Source organism: Opitutia bacterium KCR 482 (assembly GCA_029269845.2).
In the GTDB taxonomy this organism is placed as follows: domain Bacteria; phylum Verrucomicrobiota; class Verrucomicrobiia; order Opitutales; family Intestinicryptomonadaceae; genus Merdousia.
Map to the genome: position 1 here is coordinate 1,449,228 of CP149973.1, position 26,443 is coordinate 1,475,670.

Consider the following 26,443-nt stretch of genomic DNA (forward strand, 5'->3'; position numbering starts at 1 on the left):
ATTTTAGAGGTCGGGTCTGATTTCGAGGATTTCGAAGCATTCGATAACGTCGCCCGTTTCGAATTCGTCGAAGTTGTTGAGCGAGATGCCGCATTCGTAGCCCGCGCGGACTTCCGAAACGTCGTCCTTGAAGCGTTTGATGTCGAATATCTTGCCCTTCGAAATTTCCCTGCCCTTGCGGAACACCCTCGCGAACTTGTCGCGCTTGACAAGCCCTTCGGTGACCATGCAGCCCGCGACCTTTCCGCCTTTCGAGACGTTGAAGAGTGCGCGCACTTCCGCCGCGCCGAGTTTGTTTTCGCGCAGTTCGGGTTCGAGGAGGTTTTTCATCGCGTCGCGAACCATGTTGATGAGTTCGTAGATGATGTTGTGCGTGATGAAATCAACGCCCTTGTGCTTTGCGTAGCCCGAAACGCCGTTTTCCATCTTGACGTTGAACGCCACGATAGACGCGTTTGCGGTTGCCGCGAAATCGACGTCGGTTTTCGAGATTTGCCCGACGCCGCTTGAAATTACTTCGAGCTTTACCTTGTCGCTCTTGATGTCCTCCAAGCAGGCGACGAGCGCTTCCACCGTGCCCGAAACGTCGCTCTTTACGACGCACCTGAAAATCTTTTGGTCTTTGTTTTCGATTGCCGCCATCAGCTCTTCGAGGCTTGTGGGCTTGGGGGCGACTTCCGCCGCCTCCGCCTTTTTGCGTTCGAGGATTGCCTCTTCGGTCATCTTTCGCGCGGTTCTGTCGTTTTCGACGCGCTTGAAAGATTCGCCCGCTTCGGGCGCGCCCGTCCAGCCCATTACGACCGCAGGGGTTGCGGGGGTTGCGTTGTTCATCTTTTTGCCCCTGTCGTCGAGCAATGCGCGCACTTTGCACCAGTTTTCGCCGCAGACGAGCACGTCGCCGGGCTTCATTGTTCCCGCGCGGACGATGACAGTCGATGTTGCGCCGCGGCCGGCTTCGAGCTGGCTTTCAATTACAACGCCTTCTACCGTCGCCTTCGGGTTTGCCTTCAAGTCCATCATTTCGGCTTGCAGAAGCACGAGTTCGAGCAGTTTGTCGATGTTCGTGTTTTTGAGCGCGGAAATCGGCGTGCAGAGCACTTCGCCGCCCCAGTCTTCCGAGGTGATTCCGCGCTTTTGCATTTGCTGTTTTACGCGGTCGATATTCGCGCCCTTTGCGTCCATTTTGTTGATCGCAACAACAATCGGCACGCCCGCCTTTTGGGCGAAGTTAAGGGCTTCGTCGGTCTGCGGCATGAAGCCGTCGTCTGCGGCGACGACAAGAATGGCGATGTCGGTCACATTCGCGCCGCGTTCGCGCATTTTAGAGAACGCCGCGTGTCCTGGGGTGTCGAGGAAAGTGATTTTCTTGCCGCCGCAGTCCACCTGATAGGCGGCGGTGTGCTGGGTGATTCCGCCCGCTTCGCCCGCGACGACGTTCGTGTTTCTGATTGTGTCGAGCAGCGTGGTTTTGCCGTGGTCGACGTGTCCGAGTATGCAGACGATGGGCGGGCGCGGGACGTAGTTTTTGATGTCGTCTTCTATGCGCTTTGCCATTTCGCGCTTTGCGGCGGCGGCGGCAAGCTGCTGCTGCTGTTGTTCGCCCCTGTGCTTGATGTCGAGGTCGAAGCCGTGGTTGAGCGCGATTCTGATTGCGACAGGCTCTTCAATCGCCTGATTCATCGAGGCGAAGATGCCCATGTCCATGAGTTCCGAAATGAGGCGGAAAGGCTTTACGTCTATGGATTTTGCGAAGTCGCGCACAATGATGGGCGGCTTTACCATGATTGTCTTGCGCTTTGCGCCGTCGGCTGCGGGAGCGGCGGCGTCTTTCGGCGCGGTCGGCGGCACAGCGGGCGCGGGGGCGCGGCGCGCCATAGGCGGCACGAGCGGCGCGGGGCTGCGCGACGGCACGGGCGGAACGACCGGCGCGGGAGCGCGGTTAATCGGCGGCACAGCGTGAGCGGAAGACGCGGGGCGCGAGGGCATTTGCACGCGCGGCGGCTGTTTCGGTTCGCTCCTGATGACCACTTCGGGCTGCCTGTTCTGCTCCTGCCTCGGAGTGCTCGGCGGTACGGAGGGCATTGAAATTTTCGGGCGCGACACAAAGGGCGGCGGAACTACCGGCGCGGGTTTGCGCACGGGCGCGGGCGGGGGCGTCATGACGGGCGGTTTCGAGACCGTCGGGGGCGTTTTCACCGCGGGAGCTGGGGGAGGGGGCGGCGGTGTTGCCGCTTTTTGTTCCTCCGCTTTGGGGGCGGGGTTGGCCTCCTCCTTTTTTGCGGCTTCCTCCGCCTTCTTTTCGGCTTCGACTTCCGCCGCAGTCTTTACGACCTTTTTAGGTTCTTCCGCCTTTTCGGGCGCGGGAGCGGCGTCTGCGGCGGCTTCGGGCTTTGCGTTTGCCGCCGTCGCGGTTGCTTTGTAGTCGTTGGCTATTTCTTCGGCATACAGGGGCGCGATTGCGTTGGACGACGTTTTAATCTCCAAGCCGTATTTGTCTTTGCGCTGGTTGATGAAATCAATCAGCTCTTTGCTCGGTATGTTTAGTTCCTTGGCTAAGGCGTGTATTCTGATGCTCATTTATAGCCCTGTTTTTTACTTGTTCTTTTCCGCAAAGTTCTATTGCGCCTGATGCTGTCTTACCGCTTCGATGATTTTTGCGGCTTCGGCTTCGTCAAAGCCGACATTCACGAGGTCGTGCGCTTCCGCGCCTTCGAAAGCTTCGAGGGTGGTGAAGCCCCTGTCTACGAGCATGCAAAGCTCTTCGAACGAGAGCGTCGGCAACGCCTTTGCGAGCGATTCCGCCGCCTGCACAATCTTTTCGTCGAATCCCGCAACTTCCGCCGCCTCTTTTACGACGTCGAGCTTCCAGCCCAACAGGCGCGACGTGAGTTTCGCGTTCGAGCCGCGCTTCCCGATTACCACCGAGAGGTCGGCTTCGGACACTTCGAACGAAATGATTTTGTTGAAATTGTCCACCTTTACGTTCTTTGCGACTGCGGGTTTAATGCACTCTTCCAAGAGTGTAATCGGGTCGGGCGAGTATTTGATGACGTCGATTTTCTCGCCGTTAAGCTCTCTGACAATGCTCTTCACGCGCGAGCCGCCCGCGCCGACGCACGCGCCCACGGGGTCGATGCGGGGGTCTGCGGAGCTTACGGCAATCTTCGTGCGGTAGCCGGGTTCGCGCGCCATTGCCTCAATCTTGACCGAGCCGTCGGCGATTTCCGAGACTTCCAAGTCGAAAAGTCTGCGCACGAATTTGTAGCTTGCGCGGCTGAGGATAATTTCCGGGCCGCGCGGCGAGTTGTCTATTTCCAGAAGCAGGCAGCGGATTCTTTCGCCCGCGCCGTAGTCTTCGCCGGGGACGCATTCGCGCTTGGGCATGATAGCCTCGGCCTTGCCGAGGTCCACTACAAACGCGCCCTTTTCGCGGCGGCGGACTGTGCCCGATACGATGTCGCCCACAACGTCTTTATAGTCGTCGAAAATTCTCTCCTTTTCGAACTGGCGGACTTTCTGGATTATGCTCTGGTATACGTTCTTTGCCGCGATGCGTCCGAGGTTGGAAAGGTCTATTTCGCGTTCGATGACGTCGCCGATTTGGGCGTCGGGCTTGATGAGTTTCGCCTTGTCGATGTGGATTTGCGTTGCGGGGTCTGCGACGCTGTCGCTTACCGTAAGCAGCGCCCACGATTTCAGCGCGCCCGACTTGGGGTTGATGTCGATTTTAAGGTCGTATCCCGCATGCGCGCTCTTGGAGGCAGCATTTTTGATTGCCGCCGCGATTGATTCAATCATGTCCTGACGGCTTATCTGCTTCTCTTTTTCCATGTATTCGAGAATTGCCAAAATTTCGCTGCTGTTGCTCATATTATATTCTTTCGGGATTTAATTGTGTAATTTTCGGTATTTTTGCGTGTAGACAAAAAAGAGCGGGCAAAGCCCACTCCGAGTCTGTGTCAAATAATTCTATCTATATTCTTTCAAGTCAAGTAAAAAAATAGCGCAGTAGGGGTCGGGTGTGGCGGTTTGTCCGCAGCGCGTCGGCGGAAAGGGTGTTTTCCGCTTTTCAGCCGCGCGCTGGGCGCAAAAAAACGCGCCGTGTTTTGCGGCGCGTGCGGTTCTTAAATTCCGTTTGCGGCTACTTGACTTCCAGAATGTAGTCTTTCTGGCTTTTGCCGTCGAGCGAGCCGAGCTTGATTGTGTAGTCAAGCCCGCCCTGCGCCGTCGTCGAGCCGAGCGAAACGTTTTTGCCGTTGAACGTTATCGAGCGGAATTTGCCCGCAGGGGCTTTTTTTCCCGTGCTTGCCAAGAGCGGGTAGACGCCTTTTTTGAGCTTTCCCTTTACGTTTACTTTAAGCTCCGCATTCGAGACATTCGCGCTCTTGACCGAAATCGACGGCATTTTGCCGTCCTTTTCGTTGAAGACGAGGCGGAAGTGGAGATCGGGCATTTCCGCCATGATGGAGTCGAGCACAAGTTCGCCCTTGGCGTTGATTTGCGAGTTGCCCGTGAGGTCAATCGTCGCGCCCGAGTGGTTTTTTACGGGCTTGACGTATATTGCGGGCATTGTGAACATGATGTTGCCTGTCATGTCCATTTTTGTGTCCTCCAAATAGAGGGTGCTGCTTCCCATTTCCTTGCATTTTTCCCAAACCGAGAATTGCAGCGAGCCGTTGAGCGCAACTTGGCTCTTGCGCAATTTCAGGAAGTTTACCGACTTTGTCCAGCCGCCGTGGTTGAAGTAAATCTCTTTTGTGGTGAGCTTTTTGCCGTCCATTACCGCGCGGGTGTCGTACATTACGGAAAGCCCTCTGCATTCGACGGGCATGTCGATTACAAAGTCTTTGTTTCTGGTTTTCAGCCAAACATAGTCTTTGCGACCGGGTTTGCCCTTCATCGGGACGGGGTTGTTGTGGGGGTCTGACTCCCATTCGCAGGTCGAGAATTTTCCCGATTTTCCCTTGATTACAGTGGAGAATCCGAGCGCGAACACTTCGGAGACCGCAAAAATTGCCGTTAAAACCAACAGATATTTCTTCATGTCTTAAAGGTAATTTACGTTTGCCTTTCGTGTCAATTTTATAAACATCGCAAACATGAAAAAGGTTTTGTCGGCATTTATACTGCTTTTTGCCGCCGCAGTGTCGGCGTTCGGCGGCGCGAAGAAAATCGACGCAAGCTCCAACGAAAAATTGCAGGAGACGTTCTTCGAGGCTTTGACCGCCATCGAAAACGACGGGCAGCAGCAGGCGTTTGCCTCCGCAATGGCGACAATCGGCGTCGTGCTTTCGCAGAAATACGGCGAGACCGCCGCGCACAAAAAATATGTCGAGCTTGTCAACGGCAAGACCGCCGACGAAATCGTAGCCCTCGCAAAGTCGATGACTCCCCAGCTCAGAGGGACTGCCAAGCGCGTTGACGGCAAGAGCGCGGAGTCTTTCAACGCGAGCGTCGGGCGAATGCTCATAGGCGTGTCGCTCGATAAGCAACGCCGCTTTTCCGCCGCGGTCGCGAAAATCATGTACGACGCCGAGCAGAAAAAACTCACCGAGACCGATGTCGCAAAAATGCTCGACGGCAAGACCGTTGACGAGGTGATAGATTTTGCCGCCCCCATAAAAACGCCATTCCCCACGAACGAGTCCGAAGAGTTCTATCTCACCCCCGTATCGAAAGAGGAGCTTCGGGCGCGAAAGATAATCCCCGCCGAGGACGAAGCTCCGCAGCCGTATTCGAAATCTCTTGTGCCTACCTCCGCAAAATAGCGGCGTGCGCGGTTGCGCGATGTTTTCAATCGCCCACGCGGCGGGCTTGGTCGGAGACGCGGCGGGCTTTGAAATTTCGGCGTTTTTTGCCCGCGGGTTTTGTTTGTGCGTTTCGCGCGGAGCGTGTCGGCATTGGGCGTTTTGTATATAATAAAAGACGGACTGCCCCTTGCGGGAGAGTCCGTCTTTGTTTTCGGAGTTTGCGTCGCGCTATTTTGCGGCTTTGCGCGGTTCGCCCGCGCAGTGGGGGCGAAGGAGAATTTCGTAAGTGCCGCTTGGCGCATTTTCGATTGTCGGGAAGCCGTCGTCGAATGTCAGCGCGCTTGTTGCGAGCGGGCGTCCGTTTACGCGAATGCTGTTTGCGTTGCGTGTGGGGAATGTGATTTTGCCCGTTGCGTTCGGCGGAATTACCACCGTCCACTCCATTACGCCGTCGGTGATTTTCCACGATGACGACGCCGTTCCGTAGGGGGTTTCGTGCGTGGCGTTTGCGAACGTGAAGCCGCCGCCGGGCTTGGGCTGGAAGAGTATGTTTTTGTAGCCGGGGGCGTTTTCGTCGCGCCAAATGCCCGCAACGTCTTTGTAGAGCCACTGTCCGATTGCCCCGTATGCGTAGTGGTTGAACGAGTTCATGCCCGCCGAGCCGAAGCCCTTTTCGTGCGAGTAGCTGTTCCAGCGTTCCCACATTGTGGTTGCGCCCTGATTAATCGGGAATATCCACGACGGATAGCCTTCGTTGTTGGCGAGCCTGTACGCCAAGTCCATTCTGCCGAATCGCGTGAGGACGGGGTTGAGCAGCGGCGTTCCCACAAAGCCCGTGTTGAGCCTGTATCCGTCGCGCGCGATTGCCGAAACGAGTTTCCCGAAGATTTTTTCGCGCGAGGTTTCGGGGGCGATGTCGAATGCGAGCGTCAGCAGGTACGCCGTCTGGCTGTCGCTTTTCACCGTGCCGTCGGGCGAGACGTAGGCCTTGACGAACGCGGCGCGCACGTCGTCGGCGAGCTTTTCGAAGCGTTTTGCGTCGGCGTCTTTGCCGAGGATTTTCGCAACTTTTGCGGCGATGTCCGTACTGCGGACAAAATACGCCGTGCCGATGAGGTCTCTGGGAGCGTCGGAGTGGGCGGGGTTCGGCTTGCCGTTGGGTTGCAGCCAGTCGCCGAAGCCCGCGTCGGGGCGGATAAGGTCTTTCGAGGTTTTCCTCATGTATTCAACCCAGCCGGCGATTGCCTCGTAGTTGTTTTCGAGAATTTTTTTGTCGCCGAAAGCAGCGTAGATTTCCCACGGGCAGATTGCGATTGCGTCCGCCCAGGCGGCTCTGCCCTGCGCCCCGAACACCGCGGGCGCGATTGCCGCGGGCGCGCCGAACTTCTTTGCGGAGTCGGCGAGGTCGAGCGTCCACTTTGTGAAGAACGCCGAGACGTCCATGTTGAACGCGGCGGTGGGAACGAACACCTGCGCGTCGCCCGTCCAGCCGAGGCGTTCGTCGCGCTGCGGGCAGTCTGTGGGCGTGGAGAAGAAGTTTGCGCGCTGTCCCCAGCGTATGCAGTTTTGGAGGGCGTTGATTTTCGGCTTCGAGCAGAAGAACGAGCCTGTATCGGGCATGTCGTTGTAGAGCACGACGCCGCTTACCCAGTCCGTCTGGGGTTCGATTTCGTCGGAAAGACCGCTGAGTTCCACGTATCTGAATCCGTGGTAGGTGAAGAGCGGCTCCCATTCGTCGGGTCTGATTCCGCCCGCGCTTGTGTAGAAGTCTTCCGAGAGCGCGGAGCGGTAGTTGTCGGTGTAGAGCGTGCCGTCCTGCTGGAGCATTTCGGCGAAGCGCAGTCTTACGGTTTTGCCGTAGCGGGCGGGAATTTTTATCCGCGCCCAGCCCGCGATGTTCTGCCCGAGGTCGAAAATGTATGTGCCCTTTGCGACTTTCCTGACGGAAACGGGCGTGAGAATGTCTTTTATGACAATCGGCTGGTTGCGGCGCGGTTCGAGAAGCGGCTTTGCCTCTACGTTCTTTTCGGCGGGCGTTTTCCAAGCGGAGTCGTCGAAGCCGTTTTTGTTCCAGTCGGGCATTTCCCTGCGGGCGTCGTAGGCTTCGCCGTCGTAGATGTCTGAGTAGAGAATCGCGCCGAAGGAGTATTTCCACGAGGCGTCGGTCGCCACCGTTTCGCGCGAGCCGTCGGCGTATTCGACTTCGATTTGCGCGAGGATTTCGGGGCGGTCTCCGTAGAAGCCGCGCGATTTTTTGTCGGAGCTCATTCTGCCCGAATACCAGCCGTCGGCGATTATCGCCCCGAAGGTATTTTTGCCGCGCCAGAGCATTTTCGTGATGTCGTAGGTGTTGGTTTGGATTCTTGTCTTGTAGTCTGTCCAGCCGGTTCCCCAGAAGTCGTTGCCGACTTTCTTGCCGTTGATGTAGAATTGGAAAATGCCGCGGCTTGCCACATAGAGACGCGCCGACTTTATTTTCTTGCCGAAGTCCGCCTCTTTTCGGAGGTAGGTCGGCGGGAGGTAGTCTGCAACGTGTTCGTTTTTGTGCGAGGGGCGGTTTATTTTAACCGTTTTTGAAATGCGCGGATCGGGCGAGAAAATCCATTTCGCCAACCAGTCCGAATTGTTCAAAAGCCCCGCTTCGAAGAAATTTGCGTCCGACCAGTCCGACGAGTTGCCGTCGGCGTCCCAGTAGCGGACGCGCCAGTAGAGGCGTTCTCGCGAGGAAAGCGGCTTGCCGCCGTAGGGCACTTTCACCGACTGCGACGAAAGCACCTTTCCGCTGTCCCACACGGGGATTTCGCCCCTGCCGTCGGGCGTTTTCATCACCGTAATTTGGTAGGCGGTTTGGACTGCGTTTTTTTCGCCGACAGGGAGTTTCCACGAAAACGTCGGGCTTTCGAGCGAATACCCCACGGGATTTTTGAAAAATTCCCCCACCGTGGTGTCGAAAGGTTTGTCGGCAAACGCCAACGCCGTCGAAAGCGCGATTGTTGCTGTAAAAATAAACTTTTTCATAAAATCATTATCCGTTTTTTGCGCTTCGCGTCAACTTTAATTTCTTGTCGTTGTATTCGAAAGTGTTGAAATTATTGTCTTTTCTTTTGTTTTCGGCTGCGCCTGTGCCGATTAAACAGTTTAATTTTTTTTCGCGCCGATTTTGGTTTACACGAAAACTTTTAGGGGTATTGAATATCGGCATAAAAAATTGAGGAATTTTTACCCTTAACCCCCGTACTTTTTACACACAATGAAAATCGAAAATACAAAACAGGCTTGGGACGGTTTCAAGACCGGCAAGTGGACGGAGTCGGTAGACGTGCTCGACTTCATCAAACTCAACTACACTCCCTACGAAGGCGACGACTCGTTCCTCGCTCCCGCTACGGAGCGCACTAATGCACTTTGGAAAAAGGTGCTTGTTCTGATGAAAAAGGAAATCGAGAAAAACGGCTGTCTCGACGCCGACGTTTCCACTCCCTCCGCGATAGACTCGCACAAGGCCGGCTACATCGACAAAGACGCCGAGGTTATCGTGGGTCTCCAAACCGACGCGCCCCTCAAACGCGCAATCATGCCCTGCGGCGGATACCGCATGGTGCACTCCTCCTGCGAGGCGTACGGCCTTAAAGAGGACGAGCGCGTGAAGGAAATCTTCACAAAATACCGCAAGACGCACAATCAGGGCGTGTTCGACGCCTATACGCCCGACATCAAGGCCGCCCGCCACTCCGCGATTATCACGGGGCTGCCCGACGCCTACGGCCGCGGCAGAATAATCGGCGACTACCGCCGCCTCGCCCTCTACGGAATCGACATTCTCATCGAAGACAAGAAGCGCGAAAAAGCCGAAACCGACGACGCCCTCATGACCGCCGAAGTTATCCGCGAGCGCGAGGAACTTGCCGAGCAAATCGAGGCGTTGGAGGCAATCCGCCGCATGGCGTCGTTCTACGGAATCGACATTTCCAAGCCCGCAACGAACTTCTGCGAAGCCGTCCAGTGGACGTATTTTGCGTATCTGGCGGCGGTGAAAGACCAGAACGGCGCGGCGATGTCGCTCGGCCGCACCACGAGCTTCCTCGACATCTACGCCGAGCGCGACTTGGCCCGCGGCGTTCTCGACGAAAGCGCGGTTCAGGAAATTGTGGACGACTTCGTCATCAAGCTCCGCATGGTGCGCTTCCTCCGCACGCCCGAATACAACGACCTTTTCAGCGGCGACCCCGTTTGGGTAACCGAATCTCTCGGCGGCATGAACGACGACGGCAGGACTTTCGTCACAAAAAATTCCTTCCGCATGCTCCACACGCTCTCGAACCTCGGCCCCGCGCCCGAGCCGAACCTCACGGTTCTCTGGTCGGCAAAGCTTCCCGAGCCGTTCAAGGCGTTCTGCGCAAAAACGTCGATTGCGACCTCCGCTATCCAGTATGAAAACGACGACCTCATGCGCCCCGCTTTCGGCGACGACTACGGAATCGCCTGCTGCGTCTCGCCCATGATTATCGGCAAGGAAATGCAGTTCTTCGGCGCGCGCGCAAACCTCGCAAAGGCTCTCCTCTACGCAATCAACGGCGGCGTGGACGAGCGCACGGGCGCGCTCGTGGCAAAGGGCATGACGCCCATCACTTCCGAGTATCTCGACTACGACGAAGTCTGCCAAAAGCTCGACAAAATGATGGACTGGCTCAGCCGCACATACGTCAACGCCCTCAACATAATCCACTTCATGCACGACAAGTACTACTACGAAAAGGCGCAGTTGGCTTTCATGCAAAAGGACGTTGTTCGCAAATTGGGCTGCGGCATCGCGGGCTTCTCGGTTGTAACGGATTCGCTTTCGGCAATCAAATACGCGAAGGTCAAGGCAATCCGCAACGAGCAGGGCATCGCCGTAGACTTCGAAATCGAGGGCGACTATCCCAAATACGGCAACAACGACGACAGGGTTGACTCCATCGCGACGGGGCTTGTCAAGCAGTTCATGGATAAAATCCGCAAACTGCCCACATACCGCGACGCAATCCAAACGCAGTCGATTCTTACGATTACCTCGAACGTCGTCTACGGCAAAAAGACGGGCAACACCCCCGACGGCAGAAAGGCGGGCGTTCCCTTCGCCCCCGGAGCAAACCCGTTCCACGGCCGCGATTCGAGCGGCGCGCTGGCGTCGCTGTGCTCTGTGGCAAAGCTTCCGTTCGAGCACGCAAAGGACGGCATTTCCAACACGTTCTCGATTCTCCCGAATTCGCTCGGCAAGACAGATTCGGAGAAAGTCTCCAACCTCTGCGGGCTTATCGACGGCTACATGGCAAAGCGCGGACAGCATTTGAACGTCAACGTTCTCATGCGCGAAACGTTCATGGACGCAATGGAACACCCCGAAAAATACCCGCAGCTTACAATCCGCGTTTCGGGCTACGCGGTAAACTTCATAAAGCTTACAAAACCCCAGCAGATGGACGTTATTTCGAGAACATTCCACTCGAAATTCTAACCGCTCCTTTTTGGGAATTTTGCGAAAGACGCGCCGCAAGGCGCGTCTTTTTTTTGTGCGCAAGTTCGGAGGGCGCGGGCGCAGAATTGAGAATACTCTTGTGCGATAAATCCCCGCCAATACGTCGAAAACGACATTATTCAAAAAAAGCGAAAAAATGTCCGCGCATAAAAAGCGCGAAGCGGAAGAACCTAAAATCCCACTGCTTATTTTACTAAAAGGATTTAGATGTGTTTTTTTGATTTTTTATTTGACACGAGTATTCACAATACGGTATCACATTCGCCTATCCAACAATACCAACAAAAATAGGAGTATAACCATATGAGAAAACTTACATATTCGGTGTTTGCTTTGGCGGCGGGGTCGCTCTTTGCCGACACATTCCAGTTTACGGAAACCGAGTCAACAATCGACACGGCCACTATTTACTACATTTCGGGTACGGACGGCGTCAACGAGGGCACGGTTGACAACATTAAGACAAACCCAAGCTCGAATGCGTTTGTTCTTGAAGACATCACCGTAAATTTCACAAAAGACGCCTTGAAAGGTCTTGAAATCACGGGCACGGCAAAAGTGGGCAGCGGCGCATACGCGTTGGGCGCAAAAGGCAATTCGGTTTTGAATTTCAAGGAAGGCGCAACGGTCGGCATGAACTTGAAAAACGGCTTTGCGACAAGCTACGGCAACCACAACAAAGGCGCTCTTACAATCAATGTCGAAAAGGGCTACCTCGGCACGATTATCACCGATACCGCGGTTGCGCAATACGGAACGCTCAACCTCAACCTCCACAAGGCAAACGTCTTGAAAGCGGCGTCTGCAAAATACAACACCCGCATGTTCGTTGACGCCGCCGGACAAATCAACCTGAACATGTCGGCGGACCAAGTGATAGACTTGGACATTCGCACAAGCATCAATAACGCCTTCAACCTTTCGCTCTCCGACGGGGCAAACCTCTTCGTGAAATCGTCGACTGGCTGGATGCCCCCGTCCCTTTCGGGAAAGACATGCTATATTTCGCTCGTTAACGGCGAAATCGACGGCACGGTGCTGTTCCTCGAATCGATTGTAACGTCGGGCGGTTTTGTGGACGGCGAAATTACAATCAGCCATGCGGGTGTCGAACAGGTAATCGCGTTCTTCGATCCCACTACAAATTCTAAAATGGGCGAAGACAAGCTCCGCTTCGGCAAGACGACGATTGACTCGCAGACATACTACTACGCGTCGGCGATTCCCGAACCCGCCGAATGGGCGGCGATTTTTCGGGGCTGCCGTGCTCGCGCTCGCAGTCTACCGCCGCAGGAAGTAGGGCATTTTAATAATTTCGCAAAACCGCCTTCGCGTTCATCGGAGGGCGGTTTTTTTGTCGGCAAATTCCGCGAAAACCCTCTGTTGGGGTTCGGAATGCGTCCAGTGCAGTAAGAGGGGGGCGGCATGATGAGCCCCATGTGCTGACGTTGTCCTGATTTTGTGAATGGTGGAAATAAAATTTTTTTTTACATAAAAGTATTGACTTGATTCAAACTTTCAATTTAGTGCCATTATAATAATCAAATTAAACCAACATAAACAGACATGAAAAAGATACATATAGCTGTGGCGGCATTGCTTGCCGCAAGTTCGGCATTTGCCGATTTTAGTCAAGCGGAATTAATATCCGACTCCGCAAACGGAGACTATTGGTACGTTCAGGGGACCGGCAGCGCTTCCGATTTGGCGGCTATAATACAGGACGGCGAGACTGGCGGAAAAGTCGGCGCGCTTAAATACGGCGCAGGCAATCTGAATTTTGACGACGACACCGTTCTAACGATTTCGGGCGAAAGCGTCATGTACGGTACGTCAAAATACGGCGTCGGGGTGGTCAAAGACCAGAATGCGGGGTTCGTATTTTCCGAAAACACCAAAGGCACTCTCATTGTCAAAAATACAAACGGCATGATTTCGGGCGAGGGCAAGCTTGCCGTAAATATTAAAAAGGGCGAAGCCGGAGTCGGCGGCATTATTACGACGAAAATCGCCGCGCACCAGAATTCGGTTTGGCTGGGCTTGGAGAGGAAAAACGCAATCAGAAATGCCGACGGCGGCGCGTTCATTGCGACAGTCAACAAAGCGTTCACGATTTCAATGTCGGCTTCGCAGCACATCAGGCTTGATGTCCGCAAATACAACCCCGACAAATTCTCCTTTACGGTGACCGACGGCGCGTACTTGTGCATCGACGGTAGCGAATTCTACGGCGATGCAACGAGCGCGAGTGACGTTACAATCAAGTCAGGCAATGCGCTTGAAGACGGCGCGATTCTCTTCCTGAAAGAGGCATTCACTGTCGAGGACGACGGCTCAATTGTCAAGAGGTCGCAGACGTTCAAGATTGTGGACAACTCGGGCAAAACGCTCGATTTGGTTAAGAGCGAAATTACATACGACGGCAAAAATTACTACGCGTTTTCGGCGTCGGCGATTCCCGAACCCGCCGAATGGGCGGCGATTTTCGGGGCTGTCGCGCTCGCGCTCGCAGTCTACCGCCGCAGGAAGTAGGGCGCAAATTTCATTCCCCAATTTCGGCGGAGTCTTCGGACTCCGCCTTTTTTTCGGCAATGCGTCGCTGTGGTATTGCGTACGGGGAGCGGGGCGCGGCATTTCTTTCGGAATGATTCGGACTCCGCTTTTTTTTGTCCGCTTTCGGCGCGGGGTTTACGGATTTTCTTGTAATCCGCTCCCGTATGCCGATTATTTTTTGCGTGATTATCGGGAAAATACATTCGGTTGAAACAATGGGCGCGCTCGACGGCCCCGGGCTTCGGTATGTGCTGTTTTTGAAGGGCTGTCCGTTCCGCTGTGCGTTCTGCCACAACCCCGACACTTGGGGCGCGGCGGAGTACACTGCCCGCACCGCCGGAGAGGTCGCCGCGGACGTCCTCAAATACAGGGAGTTTTTCGCATTTTCGGGCGGCGGCTTCACTGTGTCGGGCGGCGAGCCGCTCATGCAGATTCCGTTCCTCGAAGAGCTTTTCGGAATCCTGAAAAAGGAGGGCATTTCCATCGCCGTAGACACTTGCGGGCATATCGAAAACCCCGAATCGGCGGCGAAAATCGTGGAGCTTGCCGACCTCTTTCTGCTCGACATAAAACATCTCGATTCCGCCGTGCATCAAAAACTTACGGGAAAACCCAACGACAGGGTTCTCGCGTTTTTGGAATATTTGAACTCGCGCGGCAAGGAAATCCATATCCGCGTTGTGCTTCTCAACGGCTATTCTGCCGACGAAGCGTATCTAACGCGCCTTGCGGAATTTCTGAAAAAATACCGCTCCATAACGCGGGTCGATTTGCTGCCATATCACACGCTTGGTGTCCCAAAATGGGAATCGCTCGACATTCCGTATAGGCTAGACTCTTCCGCAGCGCTTTCAAAAGAGCAGTGCGCAAGGGCTTTGGAGATTTTTAAAAAAGCGGGCTTTAACGCAACCCTGCAATAAAAGCGAAGCATGGGGAGGCTGAATGCGTTGTTGCTCTAAAAAGCATTATTTCTAGCAAAATTTCAACGCGGCTTAAAGCCGACGCGCCACGAGTTTTTTAGCGCGGCAATGTCGGAGCAAAATTTGCCCGCAATGTTCCCGTATTGGGTGCAAGCGTTTCCGCGTGAGGGCTTAGAATTTAAATGGAATGTGGGCGTCCATCTTTGCCGCAATCTTTTCGTAAACGCGCCTGCCTTCGGGTGTGGAAATGCATGTTATCCAGTCTATTCCGTCGCGCTTCAAATTTTCTACAACCGCGCGGCAGAGGGCGGTTCCTATTCCCGCTTTGCGGAATTCAGTCTCTACGAACATGTCGAGCAGGTAGGCGTCGCCCACTTTGTCGGAAATAGCCCTGAAAAAGCCGACCAATTGCCCGCCGACAAACGCGCCGTAGGCGCAGTGCGAGTTTTGGAGGGCTTTTTTTGTGGGCGAAAAGTCGCTTGCCGACTGGGCTATCCAGCCTGCAAGTTTATAGAGTCTTGCGACTTGTGCTTCGATTTCGGAAGCGTCTGAGTCGAGCTTTTTAATTTCGTATTTCATTGCTTTGTTGGTACAAGCGACAGCCTTGCGTACATTCTTGCGGGGTCGAGCGACCTTTTCGCCTGCCTCAAATTTGGTTCGCCGAGGTCCTGCTCGCGGTTCATGAAAATGATACCTTGCTTTACAAGATATTCCGCTTCAACTTTTACGAGCATTTGCGCCGCGCCGCGCTCGGATTTTTCCGATTTCTCGAAAACCGCGTCCGCCATTGTGTCGGAAATTTTTGCAAAAACGGCAAGCCCTGCAATTTGTCGGGCTTCGTTCCTCAATATTATGCCCGAAAATCCCGCGTCGGCGAAATTTGCAAACGCCTTTTGCATTGCCGCCGCGTCGAAATCGGCGGCGCGGGCGGCGGCAAATTCGCGGGCTTCGTCGATGTTTGCGGAGTCTATTTCCCCGAAAGTCCAGTGCGGGTTTGCCGTTTCGAAGTGCTTGATGTGGTTGCGTTTCTTGCGCAAAATCGCGCCTTTTAACTCGCGCAGGTCTTCGGTATTGTAAATGTAGTCGGCGTCGCCGTCGCTTTGCAGAATATCGAAAAACTCGGCGGCATCGGGGAATTTTTCGGCATAGTCGGGCGGGGCGTCGTAGATGTAGTCGAACCTTGCGCCTCCCGACTCTGCAAATTTTACGTATTCAATAAGTTGCAGCGGCTCGGTGTCCGCGCCAATCGGATAGTGCAGGATTTTATGTTTGGGTTTGTAGACTGCCACGCGTCCGTTCCAGACTGCAATTTGCGTGTTGTAATTGTCGGAATATGCAAAATTTACGGCAAAAGTCTGCTCGCAGCTGTCGGTCGGGTTTTCGGCGCGGGCAAGCTCGAACAGCTTTTTGTCGGCAAGGGCGATTGGTCTAAACGGCATGTTTTGCATATCGTAATATGCGCGGCGCGGTTAATCAGACGATTTCGCCTTCAAGGGCGGTGATTGTAGCCTTTGCGATTTTTACGTTTACAAGCCTGCCTATTAGCTCAGGCGAGGCGCGGAAAATGGTCTTTCTGTGAGTGCGGGTGCGCCCCATGAAAAGGCTTTCGCCGCGTTTTGCGGGGGCTTCCACAAGTATCTCCTGCGTAGTGCCTACGAGCTTGTCGTGGTAGCGCATTGACTGCTCGGCGAGGTCTGCAAGCAGTATCTGGTTGCGGGCTTCCTTGACTTTTTCGGGCACGGAGTCGGGCAGTTCCGCCGATTTTGTTCCCGTTCTGGGACTGTATTTGAAGATGAACGCCATGTCGAAGTCCGCCGCCTTGAAAACCCTGCGCGTTTCGTCGAAATCGGCGTCGGTTTCGTCGGGATAGCCCACTATTATGTCGGTCGAAATGGAGATATTCGGCTTGCGCGAGCGCAGTTTTTCGACAATTTCCAGAAATTTTTCAGCAGTGTACGGACGCCTCATCTCCTTCAAAATGCGGTTGCTTCCCGATTGGAGCGGAAGGTGGACGTATTCGCAAAGTTTTGGAATGTCGGCATATGCGTCGATAAGGTCGCCTCCGAAAAACGCGGGGTGGGGCGATGTGAAGCGAATTCGGGCGATTCCGTCGATTGCGTTTATTTTTTCCAGCAGGCGCACGAATTCCGTCTTGCCGTCGGTCTTTCCGAGTTCGCGCCCGAAGGCGTTTACTACCTGTCCCAAAAGGGTAATTTCGCGCACGCCGGCGTCGGCGAGTTTTTTGACTTCCCCGACGATGTCGTCGGTCGGCCGCGAGCGTTGCGCCCCGCGTACTTTCGGCACAATGCAGTAGGAGCAGTTCATTTGGCAGCCCTGCATTATCGAGACGAACGCGCACGACTTCCTTGTTCCCGTAATGGGAAGGTGTTTGTTGATGAAAAGGTGCGAGGTTTTGTCGTCGGAGATGTCTACTATTGCCGCGCTCGTTTTCGGGGTGCGTTTTGCGCCGAGGGGAAGTTGGGGGTGTCTGATTCCGCGTTTGCGCATTTCGCAGATTTCTATTGCGATGTCGGCAACCCTGTGGGTCTGGCGCGCGCCCGCAACGAAGTCCAAGTCGGGCAGAAGTTTGACGAGTTCCGCGCCCCTGTTTTGCGCCATGCAGCCCGCGACGCCGACCACGGGAAAGTCTTTGCCGAAAGGCTTGCGCAGCCAGACGAGGTGTCCGAGCTTGCCTATTGCCTTTTGTTCCGCCTGTTCGCGCACGGAGCACGTGTTTACAACGGCGACGTCGCATTCGTTTTCGTCTTCGGTAATTTCCCAGCCGCGTTCGAGAAACTGCGCCGCGATGTTTTCGGAATCGCGGTCGTTCATCTGGCAGCCGTATGTTCTGATGTAGACTTTCACTTCTTGAAAACTTTTTTTCCTTGAAATTCGGGGACAAATGTCGCTTTCTCTATTGCTTGGAAATCCGCGTCGGCGACACAATCCGACATTATGGGGCGGATTTTCTCAAACTTTGGAAGAAAGTAAAAGTCTAAAATATTTAAAAAACATGAAACCTGTAATATTCAACAACACTGTTTTGCGCGACGGACACCAGTCGCTTGCGGCAACCCGCATGACGACCGACATGATGCTTCCCGCGTGCCCGATTCTCGATTCCATGGGCTTCGGCGCGCTCGAAACATGGGGCGGCGCAACGATAGATTCGGGGCTTCGCTTCCTCGGCGAATTTCCGTTCGACAGGCTCGACGCCCTCAAAAAGGCGTGCCCGAAGACAAAGCACATGATGCTTTTCAGGGGGCAGAATATCGTCGCCTACGCGCACTTCCCCGACGACGTCGTTCAGGCGTTCGTCAAGGCTTCGGCGAAGCACGGAATGGACATTTTCCGCATTTTCGACGCTCTCAACGACCCGCGCAACCTCGAATGCGCAATCAGGGCGGTAAACGAGGCGGGCAAAGAGGCGCACGGCACAATCTGCTACACAAAAAGCCCCGTGCACACGGTCGAAAGCTTTGTAAAACTGGGCTGCCAGCTTGAAGACTTGGGCTGCTCGGCGGTGGTAATCAAGGACATGGCGGGGCTTATTCCGCCGTACGTCACCTACGAAATCGTCAAGGGCTTGAAGAAAAACATCAAGATTCCCGTGTGGCTGCACACGCACGACACCGCGGGAATGGGCGCGGTTTCCTACTACGCGGCAATCGACGCGGGCGTGGACGCCGTCGACGTCTCGATTTCGCCTTTCGCAAACGGCACGGGTCAGCCCGACACCGCCCGCATGCTCGCAATGCTCGAAGACCACGCAAGAAAGCCCGACTACGACCTCAAAAAACTCGCCGAACTGCGCGAATATTTCAAGGGCGTCTACGACAAGCTCGGCTTCTACGAAAACCCGAAAAACGAGGTTATCGACACCGACGCGCTCGTCTACCAAGTCCCCGGCGGCATGCTCTCGAACTTCCGCGTACAGCTCAAAGAGCAGAAAATGGAGGACAAGTTCGAGGAGGTTTTTGCGGAAGTTCCCTATGTCCGCGAAAAGCTCGGCTGGATTCCGCTCGTGACGCCGACCTCGCAGATTGTCGGCACGCAGGCGATGATGAACGTGAAATTCGGACGCTGGAAGATGTTTACGCCGCAGGCAATGGACATCGCCCTCGGCTACTACGGGCGCACGCCCGCTCCCGTAGACCCCGAAGTCCGCGCGCTGGCGCAGAAGATTTCGGGCAAAGAGCCCATCGACTGCCGCCCCGCCGACCTCAAACCTGCGGGCATGGAAGACCTGCGCAAGCAGCTCCGCGCAAAGGGAATCAAGGACGACGACGAACATTGCGTCATCTACGCCATGTTCCCGCAGCAGCTCGAAGACCTCTACACGAAGCCGCGCGACGCCTACAAACTCAAATCGCCCGCCGACAAGAAACCCGCGGGCGCGGGCGTTTCGCCGCAGAAGTTCGACATCACAATCGACGGCGTCAGGAAGCACGTCGAAGTCAGCATGTAGCGCGGGGCTTTCCCATTCCGAAACGCCGACCGCAAAGGTTCGGCGTTTTTTTTGCGCAATGCCGATTTTGATGTTTCAATTTTTCCGCCGTTGGCTTAACTTTACGAACTATGGGCAGGATTTTTCTTTTTTGCGCCGCTTTTGCCGCCTGTCTTTTGACGGCGGCTTGCGGAACGTTTCAACGCACGGTGGAAGTGCGCGACGCCGATACGGGTGTTCCCGTATCGGGAGCGTTTGTGTACGCCTCCACCGCCGACATCGTCGCGCCGTTTGCGCCGTGCGGGCTTTACAAGACGGACGCTTCGGGCAGGGTCAAAATAGACGACACCGCCCGCGTCTTGACGATAATTTCGGGCAAGGAGGGCTACGACTTGGCGACGGTCTGCGACGAGGGCATAAAAATCGGCGACGAGCTTAAAACCGAGTTGAAGCTCAAACGCGAAAATCCGTCCGCCCGCCACCCCGCGCGGGTCTTGGCGTTCAGGGCGTTTCCCTCCGACGCCGGCGAAATCGTCAACGAAATGTCGGCGTACTTCGGCAGGCGCAACACAATCATGACGACAATCGGGCAGGAGTATGTGATAGACGCAAAGTTCGTCGTTCGCGACCATTCCACAAAACGCCCGATTCCCGACGCCATGGTGCACGTCCGCCAGCGCATGCCGCTTTTCGGACAACGCGAATACGTCGTGGCGGCGGATTCAAAAGGCGTTGCGACAGTGCCGCTCGAACTCAACTACGCGAGGCTTGTTGTGGACGCGGGCAAGGAGGGCTACGCCCCCACGAAAAAGTTTTCGCCCGACCTCTACAAACACGGCGTCTACTATGTGGAGCTTTCCAGAAAGACCCGCGCGGGAGATTCCGCAAGACCCGTGATGGTGGTCTCCGACACTTCCGAATTTTCTCGCCGCCAGACCGACATTCCCGTTTGGGAGCGTTTCAAAAAATACTACTACAAGGCGGGCGGGACAATAAAGTACATAAGCGAAACCCGATAGGCGGCGCGGTCTTGTTTGCCGCGGGCTGGCGTTCCGCCGCGCATAGGGGGCTTCCCGCGCTTCCGCCTTTTGCGGGAGTTTTTGAGGCTTTTTTGCGGCGGCGCGGGGCAGTCTTTCCTGTTGAAACGCGGGCGTTTGCGCAACCACTTTTCGGCGGGTTTGCAAGAAAATTCCGCCCGTTTGTGCAATTTTTAATAGTTAAAAATTTGTTGAGTTTTCGTTCGGGTCGCTTAGCATGGGTGCCGATTTTTTTCATTATGGATAAGTGTATTCAGCAAGGATTCGACGCAAAAGGCGAGCAGGGCTTTGTCTACACAAAGCTCGACGCGGTCATAAACTGGGTCAGGGCGAACTCGATTTGGCCGCAGCCGATGGGGCTTGCGTGTTGCGCAATCGAACTCATGGCGGTCGGCGGCTCGCGCTTCGACATCGCAAGATTCGGCATGGAAGTCATGCGCTTCTCCCCGCGCCAGAGCGACTGCATGATTGTCGCGGGAACGGTAACCTACAAAATGGCGGGTTCAATCAAGCGCGTGTACGACCAAATGGCGGCTCCCAAGTGGGTCGTGGCGATGGGCGCGTGTGCGTGTTCGGGCGGCATGTTCCGCACTTATTCGACATTGCAGGGCGTCGATAAAATCATTCCCGTGGACGTCTACGTAGGCGGCTGTCCGACCCGTCCCGAAGCCCTGCTCGATGCGCTCGTTTCGCTTCAAAACAAAATCCGCGACGACCATTCCGCAAGGGAACTTTTCGCAAAACAATAGGGTTCGATATGGAAAAAGAAAAAATACTTTCCGAACTGCCGTTTCTGACGGAGCGCAAAAGCGCGGACGGAATGCCCTCGTTCGACTGCCGCCCCGAAGACCTCGTAAAAGCCGCGCAGGTTCTGCGCGACAAATTCGAATTCCAGAGCCTCAACGACATTTCCGCGGTCGATTTCGGCGCGAACCTCGCAAGCCGCCGCTTCGGCGCGGTCTACCATTTCTTCTCGCACACGCAAAAATGCTATCTGCGCTTGGCCGTCGTCTGCGAAAGCGCGGAAGAGCCTAAACTGCCGTCGCTCTGCCCCGTGTTCAAGGGGGCGGACTGGCTCGAACGCGAGGCGTTCGACATGATGGGAATCGTTTTCGAGGGGCACCCGCGCCTTGCGAGAATCCTCATGTGGGACTCGTACCCGTGGCACCCGCTCCGCAAAGACTTTCCCCTCGAAGGCAGGGAAGCCCCGCTTCCGCCGACTTTCGAGGGCAACGAAAACGCGACGAAAGTCGTGCCCGCGCCCGAAGAGGGCGGGCCTTTCCATTCGCCGTCGGGCGGCGTGAAGTTCGTCGCCCAAAAAGAGCCGCGTAGCCGCAGAACGCAGCGCGACTCTTCCGACAACATTTAAGCCCTTTCAAGAGATGGAAAAAGAATTCACATATCCCGAACCCGCGTCGCTTGCGGAGGACAGACTCGGCGAAAAAATGATTGTAAACATCGGGCCGTCGCACCCCGCAACCCACGGCGTGCTGCGCATGAAGCTCGAACTTGACGGCGACCTCATCACCCGCGCCGACCCGATTGTCGGACAGCTCCACAGGGGGCAGGAGAAAGTCGCCGAAAACCTCACCTACAACCAGTTCATTCCCTTTACCGACAGGCTCGACTACCTTGCGCCGATGTGCAACAACATCGCATTCGCCCTTTGCGTCGAGAAAATCGCGGGAATCGAGATAACCGAACGCTGCAAGGCAATCCGCGTTATCTGCTGCGAGCTTTCGCGCATAGCAAGCCACTTGGTCGGCCTTGCCGCCTACGGCATGGACGCCGGCTCGTGGACGGTCTTCATGTACTGCTTCACCCAGCGCGAAAAGCTGATGACGCTTTTCGAACAGCTCACGGGCGCGCGCATGACGTCCTCGTACGCGAGAATCGGCGGGCTTGCGCGCGACATTCCCGACGGCTGGCTCGGCAACGTAAACGCGTTCGCAAACCAGTTTCTGCCCGCGCTCGACGAAATCGACGCGCTGATTACGCGCAACAAAATCTTCGTGGACCGCGCCGCGGGAATCGGCGTTGTCAGCGCGGAGCAGGCTATGCAGTGGGGGCTTACGGGCGCGAACCTCAGGGGCAGCGGCGTCGCCGACGACCTCCGCAAAGACCTTCCCTACCTCGGCTACGAAAACTACGAGTTCGACGTCCCCATCGGCGTCCACGGCGACTGCTACGACCGCTGGCTTGTCCGCATAGAGGAAATGCGCCAGAGTATCCGCATCGTTCGTCAGGCGATAGAAAAAATGCCCGACGGCGCGGTGAACATTTCCGACCCGAAAATAGTCCTGCCCAAAAAGGACAAGGTTTTGCGCGACATGGAGGATTTGATTAACAACTTCGTCCTCACAACGCAAGGCCCCGACATTCCCGCGGGCGAGGCGTACTTCGAGGCGGAAAACCCCAAAGGCGCGCTCGGTTTCTTCGTGATGTCGAAAGGCGGCGGAGTTCCGTACAGGGTGAAGGTGCGCGCGCCGTCGTTCGTGAGCCTCTCGGCGATGCAGGAAATTCTGCCGGGGCACCACATGAGCGACATGGCGGTAATTTTAGGCTCGTTCGACTTCGTTCTCGGCGAGTGCGACAGGTAATTTTTTTAGGAGCTGAAAATGGAAATCAATTCGGAATTGGAAGCCAAGTGCGACGCGATTATCGCGCAGTATCCGCAAAAGCGGTCGGCTGCGATGATTGTAATGCACCTCATTCAGGAGACATTCGGATATTTCGACGACTCCGCAATCAAGTTCGCGGCGGGCAAGCTCGGCGTCGAACCCGTTGACGTCTACGGAATGCTCTCGTTCTACCCGATGTATTCGCAGGAGCCGCGCGGGCGAATCCACATAAAAGTGTGCCGCACGCTCTCGTGCGCGATGGCGGGCTCTGTAAAGCTCGGGCACGAATTGGCGAAGCGCATAGGCTGCCCCGTCGGCGAAACGCGCGGAATCTACACGCTCGAATTTGTGGAATGTCTGGGCAACTGCGTGAAAGGCCCGAACGTTCAGGTTAACGACAAGCTTTTCGAGAGGGTAGTGCCCGAAGACGCCGAAAAATTCGTCGAAAAACTCGGCGAGCTTGACAAAAACGGAGAACTTGACCCGAAGTCGGCTTTCGACGCCCCGCAGGGCGGCGGAGATTTCAATTCACCCGCATACAAAGGCTAAACAATGGCTGCCGAACAAACACGAATCATTTACGAGCACATCGACTTGGAGGGCTGGAATACCTCGGTCGAAAAATACGTCTCGGCGGGCGGGTACAGAATTCTGTCCGAAACCGTCAAGCGCAATCCCGCCGACCTCTGCGCGGAAATGCTGAAATCGAACCTGCGCGGACGCGGCGGGGCGGGATTTCCAATTGGAATGAAGTGGAAATTCATAGACCGCAAAAGCGGAAAGCCAGTGTACCTCATCGCGAACGCCGACGAATCCGAACCCGGGACGTGCAAAGACAGGCTCGTAATCTATCAGGACCCCCACAAGCTCATAGAGGGCATGATGTGCGCCGCATACGCAATCGGCGCGGCGCAGGCGTTCATTTATATTAGAGGCGAGTACATCAACGGATACCGCGTTTTAATCAAGGCAATCGAAGAGGCGAAAGCCAAAAACTTCGTCGGCAAAAACATCTGCGGAAGCGGCTACTCCTGCGAGCTTACCGTTTGCCGCGGCGCGGGCTGCTACGTCTGCGGCGAGGAAACGGGGCTTATACAGTCGCTTGCGGGAAAGCGCGCAAACCCGCGCATCAAGCCGCCGTACTTCCCCGCGGTCATGGGGCTTTACGACTGCCCGACGGTCGTCAACAACGTGGAGTCGCTCTGCTGGGTGCCCGTGGTTTTCGACAAGGGCGGCGAATACGTCTCGAAGCTCGGCGCGCCCGCCGACCCCGGCACGCACGTCTGGGGCGTCAGCGGGCTTGTCCAGAAGCCCGGCCGCTACGAAATCCTCACAGGCTCGTGCACGCTCGGCGAACTTCTCTACGACCTCTGCGGCGGCCCGCTCGCGGGGCGCAGGTTCAAGGCGGTTATCCCGGGCGGCTCGTCGATGAAAATCCTCAAATGGGACGACAAATATAAAATCACAAACCCCGACGGCTCGATAACCGAAATGCGCACGGAGGACATTCCCCTCGACGCCGTTTCGTTTCAAAAATGCGGAACGGCAATCGGCTCTTGCGGCATAATCGTCATGGACAACACAATCGACATGGCGGAGGCTCTCGCGAACCTGTGCCAGTTCTACGCGCACGAAAGCTGCGGACAGTGCACCCCCTGCCGCGAAGGCACCCAGTGGCTCGCGCGGATTTCGCGCCGCATCTGCGAGGGCTGGGGACGCAAAGAGGACGTCGAACTTCTCAAAAGCGTCGCCGACAACATCTGCGGACGCACGATTTGCGCCCTCGGCGAAGGTTCGGCGTGGCCGGTGCAAAGCAACGTCGGCAAGTTCAAAGAGGAATACTACGAGAAAATCCGCCGTCAGGAGACCGTCGGAGGTCAGGCGAGGGCGGACAACAACGCATACAGGCTCATTTAGCGATGGACAAGAAAACCGTAAACGTAAACATAAACGGCACAGACTACACCGTCGAAGCGGGGCGCAATGTCCTCGAAACGTGCCGAAGCTTGGGAATCGAAATTCCGTTCTTTTGCTACCACCCGAATTTGAAGGTTGCGGGTTCGTGCAGAATGTGCCTTGTGTACACGGGCATGCCCGCGCGCGACAGGGCGACGGGCGAACTCATTAAAAATCCCGACGGCTCGCAGAAAATAGCGTGGGCGCCCAAGCCGTCGATTTCCTGCGGAACGAACGTCGCCGAGGGCATGCACGTCATCACCGACAGCGACGCCGTGAAGGACTGCCGCAGAAGCGTCCTCGAATTCCTTTTGCTCAACCACCCGCTCGACTGCCCCATCTGCGACAAGGCGGGCGAATGCAAACTCCAAGAGTACACGCACGCGTACGGCAACGCGGAATCGAGGTATGTTGAGCGCAAAAACGTAAAGCCCAAAAAGGTCGATGTCGCGGGGAAAATCATGCTCGACGCCGAACGCTGCATTCAGTGCTCGCGCTGTATCCGCTTCTGCAACGAATTCATAGGGCACAGCATTTTCGGCTTCACGAAGCGCGGCTCGAAAACCGAAATTTCGGTCTATCCCGAAACGGACAACGACAGCAACTATTTGATTAACGTCTCCGACGGCTGTCCCGTGGGCGCTCTCACCGAAAAGGCGTTCCGCTTCAAGATGAGAACGTGGTTCTTGAAGACCACCGACAGCATTTGCGCCGAAAGCAGCGCGGGCGCCAACACGCGCGTGTGGTCGCGCAACGGAGAAATCTACCGCATCACCCCGCGCCGCAACGACGCCGTCAACGACATGTTCATGAGCGATTCGGGCAGGTACGTTTTCCGCCGCTTCAAGCAGGAAAACAGGCTCGCCCGCGCGCGCATAGACTCGTCGCCGTGCGAGCTTTCCTACGCGGCGGACAGGTGCGTTGAAATTCTCAAACTCGGGAAAGTGGCGATTGTCGCAAACGCGTGGCAGACGCTCGAAGAGCAGTACGCCATTGCGGAGCTTGCAAAGGCGTGCAAGGCGGAAGTCTTCATTGCCTCGCATACCGACGACGACGACGGCAAGCTCGTTTCCGCCGACCGCACGCCCAACATGCGCGGCGCGTTCATCACGGGCTTGACAAAAGCATATCCGCCGTCCGACCTCTCCGACCTCGTGCTGAAAATCCGCGCGGGCGATGTGAAGACGGTTCTTTGCTTCCGCGAAAACTTGCAGGCTTTGGGCTTCGACGCAAAGGATTTCAAGTCGGCGAACGTCGTCTACTGCGGCGCGCTCGAAAACGAAACGAGTGCGGCGGCGAAAATCTGCGTTCCGCTCCGAAGCGAATTCGAAAAGCGCGGGCTGTGGGTCAACCGCCAGTTCCGCGTACAGAAATTCGAAAAGGCGGTCGAGCCGCAAAAGGGCACGATTGACGACCTCGAATTTATAATGTCGCTTTTGCGCGACCTCACGGGGGCGTCGTTCGCGATTCCGTCGGTGGACGAAATCCGCCGCGTAATGGCGTCGAAGATTCCCGCGCTTGCGGACTGCGCCGAGGTGGGTTCGCAGGGCAGGCAGATTGACGGCTCGGCGTTTGCGGACGTGGACTTTCCCGAAGCCGACGCAATCCACTTTACTAAAAACCAGCACGCCAAGGATTGAT

20 protein-coding genes are annotated in these 26,443 nt (G+C 55.9%); 13 read left to right on the forward strand and 7 right to left on the reverse strand.

What is annotated here, in order from left to right:
* Window positions 1–3 precede the first annotated feature (3 nt).
* The 3 genes from infB to P3B99_006050 form a co-directional block, all read right to left on the reverse strand.
* Entirely contained in the window at window positions 4–2,577 is a 2,574-nt protein-coding gene (infB, locus tag P3B99_006040; protein WYJ06768.1) for a translation initiation factor IF-2, read from the reverse strand.
* Window positions 2,578–2,616: 39 nt separating this feature from the next.
* Entirely contained in the window at window positions 2,617–3,870 is a 1,254-nt protein-coding gene (nusA, locus tag P3B99_006045; GenBank protein WYJ06769.1) for a transcription termination factor NusA, read from the reverse strand.
* Window positions 3,871–4,141: 271 nt separating this feature from the next.
* The gene (locus tag P3B99_006050) at window positions 4,142–5,044 is read right to left on the reverse strand and encodes a hypothetical protein (protein ID WYJ06770.1); all 903 of its coding nucleotides are present in this window, start codon (window positions 5,042–5,044) and stop codon (window positions 4,142–4,144) included.
* Window positions 5,045–5,099: 55 nt separating this feature from the next.
* Here P3B99_006050 and P3B99_006055 point away from each other — a divergent pair, with 55 nt between their 5' ends.
* Complete coding sequence (locus P3B99_006055; GenBank protein WYJ06771.1) at window positions 5,100–5,768, forward strand: hypothetical protein; 669 nt, start codon at window positions 5,100–5,102, stop codon at window positions 5,766–5,768.
* A 210-nt stretch (window positions 5,769–5,978) separates the two neighbouring features.
* Here the strand turns inward: P3B99_006055 and P3B99_006060 are convergent, their stop codons facing one another.
* Window positions 5,979–8,768, reverse strand: a complete 2,790-nt coding sequence (locus P3B99_006060; protein WYJ06772.1) for a family 78 glycoside hydrolase catalytic domain — start codon at window positions 8,766–8,768, stop codon at window positions 5,979–5,981.
* Window positions 8,769–9,000: 232 nt separating this feature from the next.
* Here P3B99_006060 and pflB point away from each other — a divergent pair, with 232 nt between their 5' ends.
* The 4 genes from pflB to pflA all read left to right on the forward strand — a co-directional run bounded on the left by pflB (window position 9,001) and on the right by pflA (window position 14,741).
* Window positions 9,001–11,247 carry a formate C-acetyltransferase gene (gene pflB, locus P3B99_006065; GenBank protein ID WYJ06773.1) on the forward strand — a complete coding sequence of 749 codons (2,247 nt, stop codon included), beginning with the start codon at window positions 9,001–9,003 and terminating at the stop codon, window positions 11,245–11,247.
* Between the two features lie 324 nt (window positions 11,248–11,571).
* Window positions 11,572–12,681: a hypothetical protein gene (locus tag P3B99_006070; GenBank protein WYJ06774.1), complete on the forward strand. Its 1,110-nt coding sequence runs from the start codon at window positions 11,572–11,574 to the stop codon at window positions 12,679–12,681.
* Between the two features lie 153 nt (window positions 12,682–12,834).
* Window positions 12,835–13,800, forward strand: coding sequence for a hypothetical protein (locus P3B99_006075; protein ID WYJ06775.1), 966 nt, complete (start codon window positions 12,835–12,837; stop codon window positions 13,798–13,800).
* 185 nt (window positions 13,801–13,985) lie between these two features.
* Window positions 13,986–14,741 (forward strand): pyruvate formate-lyase-activating protein, encoded by a 756-nt coding sequence (gene pflA / locus P3B99_006080; protein WYJ06776.1) that lies wholly within the window; start codon window positions 13,986–13,988, stop codon window positions 14,739–14,741.
* Window positions 14,742–14,912: 171 nt separating this feature from the next.
* Here the strand turns inward: pflA and P3B99_006085 are convergent, their stop codons facing one another.
* From P3B99_006085 to miaB, 3 genes are read right to left on the reverse strand one after another with little or no spacing between them, the layout of a single operon-like run.
* On the reverse strand, window positions 14,913–15,320 hold the full coding sequence (locus P3B99_006085; GenBank protein ID WYJ06777.1) for a GNAT family N-acetyltransferase: 408 nt from the start codon (window positions 15,318–15,320) through the stop codon (window positions 14,913–14,915).
* Window positions 15,317–16,180 (reverse strand): phosphatidylglycerol lysyltransferase domain-containing protein, encoded by an 864-nt coding sequence (locus tag P3B99_006090; protein WYJ06778.1) that lies wholly within the window; start codon window positions 16,178–16,180, stop codon window positions 15,317–15,319. Before P3B99_006090 ends, P3B99_006085 begins: the two co-directional genes overlap by 4 nt.
* A gap of 34 nt (window positions 16,181–16,214) precedes the next feature.
* On the reverse strand, window positions 16,215–17,606 hold the full coding sequence (gene miaB / locus P3B99_006095) for a tRNA (N6-isopentenyl adenosine(37)-C2)-methylthiotransferase MiaB (GenBank protein WYJ06779.1): 1,392 nt from the start codon (window positions 17,604–17,606) through the stop codon (window positions 16,215–16,217).
* A 148-nt stretch (window positions 17,607–17,754) separates the two neighbouring features.
* Here miaB and P3B99_006100 point away from each other — a divergent pair, with 148 nt between their 5' ends.
* The 8 genes from P3B99_006100 to P3B99_006135 all read left to right on the forward strand — a co-directional run bounded on the left by P3B99_006100 (window position 17,755) and on the right by P3B99_006135 (window position 26,442).
* On the forward strand, window positions 17,755–19,209 hold the full coding sequence (locus tag P3B99_006100; GenBank protein ID WYJ06780.1) for a pyruvate carboxylase subunit B: 1,455 nt from the start codon (window positions 17,755–17,757) through the stop codon (window positions 19,207–19,209).
* 188 nt (window positions 19,210–19,397) lie between these two features.
* Window positions 19,398–20,207: a hypothetical protein gene (locus P3B99_006105; GenBank protein ID WYJ06781.1), complete on the forward strand. Its 810-nt coding sequence runs from the start codon at window positions 19,398–19,400 to the stop codon at window positions 20,205–20,207.
* A 257-nt stretch (window positions 20,208–20,464) separates the two neighbouring features.
* A complete protein-coding gene (gene nuoB, locus P3B99_006110; GenBank protein ID WYJ06782.1) occupies window positions 20,465–20,974 on the forward strand; it encodes an NADH-quinone oxidoreductase subunit NuoB in 510 nt (169 codons plus the stop codon).
* Between the two features lie 8 nt (window positions 20,975–20,982).
* On the forward strand, window positions 20,983–21,594 hold the full coding sequence (locus tag P3B99_006115) for an NADH-quinone oxidoreductase subunit C (protein WYJ06783.1): 612 nt from the start codon (window positions 20,983–20,985) through the stop codon (window positions 21,592–21,594).
* Window positions 21,595–21,607: 13 nt separating this feature from the next.
* On the forward strand, window positions 21,608–22,825 hold the full coding sequence (gene nuoD / locus P3B99_006120; GenBank protein WYJ06784.1) for an NADH dehydrogenase (quinone) subunit D: 1,218 nt from the start codon (window positions 21,608–21,610) through the stop codon (window positions 22,823–22,825).
* An 18-nt stretch (window positions 22,826–22,843) separates the two neighbouring features.
* On the forward strand, window positions 22,844–23,395 hold the full coding sequence (locus P3B99_006125; GenBank protein WYJ06785.1) for an NAD(P)H-dependent oxidoreductase subunit E: 552 nt from the start codon (window positions 22,844–22,846) through the stop codon (window positions 23,393–23,395).
* Window positions 23,396–23,398: 3 nt separating this feature from the next.
* On the forward strand, window positions 23,399–24,763 hold the full coding sequence (gene nuoF, locus P3B99_006130) for an NADH-quinone oxidoreductase subunit NuoF (GenBank protein WYJ06786.1): 1,365 nt from the start codon (window positions 23,399–23,401) through the stop codon (window positions 24,761–24,763).
* Between the two features lie 2 nt (window positions 24,764–24,765).
* Window positions 24,766–26,442, forward strand: a complete 1,677-nt coding sequence (locus tag P3B99_006135; protein WYJ06787.1) for a 2Fe-2S iron-sulfur cluster-binding protein — start codon at window positions 24,766–24,768, stop codon at window positions 26,440–26,442.
* The last annotated feature ends 1 nt before the right edge of the window (window position 26,443 follow it).

Bases quoted from the DNA above. Each gene is read 5' to 3' on its own strand.
- infB (WYJ06768.1), bottom strand. From the start codon at position 2,577: ATGAGCATCAGAATACACGCCTTAGCCAAGGAACTAAACATACCGAGC.
- nusA (WYJ06769.1), bottom strand. From the start codon at position 3,870: ATGAGCAACAGCAGCGAAATTTTGGCAATTCTCGAATACATGGAAAAA.
- P3B99_006050 (WYJ06770.1), bottom strand. From the start codon at position 5,044: ATGAAGAAATATCTGTTGGTTTTAACGGCAATTTTTGCGGTCTCCGAA.
- P3B99_006055 (WYJ06771.1), top strand. From the start codon at position 5,100: ATGAAAAAGGTTTTGTCGGCATTTATACTGCTTTTTGCCGCCGCAGTG.
- P3B99_006060 (WYJ06772.1), bottom strand. From the start codon at position 8,768: ATGAAAAAGTTTATTTTTACAGCAACAATCGCGCTTTCGACGGCGTTG.
- pflB (WYJ06773.1), top strand. From the start codon at position 9,001: ATGAAAATCGAAAATACAAAACAGGCTTGGGACGGTTTCAAGACCGGC.
- P3B99_006070 (WYJ06774.1), top strand. From the start codon at position 11,572: ATGAGAAAACTTACATATTCGGTGTTTGCTTTGGCGGCGGGGTCGCTC.
- P3B99_006075 (WYJ06775.1), top strand. From the start codon at position 12,835: ATGAAAAAGATACATATAGCTGTGGCGGCATTGCTTGCCGCAAGTTCG.
- pflA (WYJ06776.1), top strand. From the start codon at position 13,986: ATGCCGATTATTTTTTGCGTGATTATCGGGAAAATACATTCGGTTGAA.
- P3B99_006085 (WYJ06777.1), bottom strand. From the start codon at position 15,320: ATGAAATACGAAATTAAAAAGCTCGACTCAGACGCTTCCGAAATCGAA.
- P3B99_006090 (WYJ06778.1), bottom strand. From the start codon at position 16,180: ATGCCGTTTAGACCAATCGCCCTTGCCGACAAAAAGCTGTTCGAGCTT.
- P3B99_006100 (WYJ06780.1), top strand. From the start codon at position 17,755: ATGAAACCTGTAATATTCAACAACACTGTTTTGCGCGACGGACACCAG.
- nuoB (WYJ06782.1), top strand. From the start codon at position 20,465: ATGGATAAGTGTATTCAGCAAGGATTCGACGCAAAAGGCGAGCAGGGC.
- P3B99_006115 (WYJ06783.1), top strand. From the start codon at position 20,983: ATGGAAAAAGAAAAAATACTTTCCGAACTGCCGTTTCTGACGGAGCGC.
- nuoD (WYJ06784.1), top strand. From the start codon at position 21,608: ATGGAAAAAGAATTCACATATCCCGAACCCGCGTCGCTTGCGGAGGAC.
- P3B99_006125 (WYJ06785.1), top strand. From the start codon at position 22,844: ATGGAAATCAATTCGGAATTGGAAGCCAAGTGCGACGCGATTATCGCG.
- nuoF (WYJ06786.1), top strand. From the start codon at position 23,399: ATGGCTGCCGAACAAACACGAATCATTTACGAGCACATCGACTTGGAG.
- P3B99_006135 (WYJ06787.1), top strand. From the start codon at position 24,766: ATGGACAAGAAAACCGTAAACGTAAACATAAACGGCACAGACTACACC.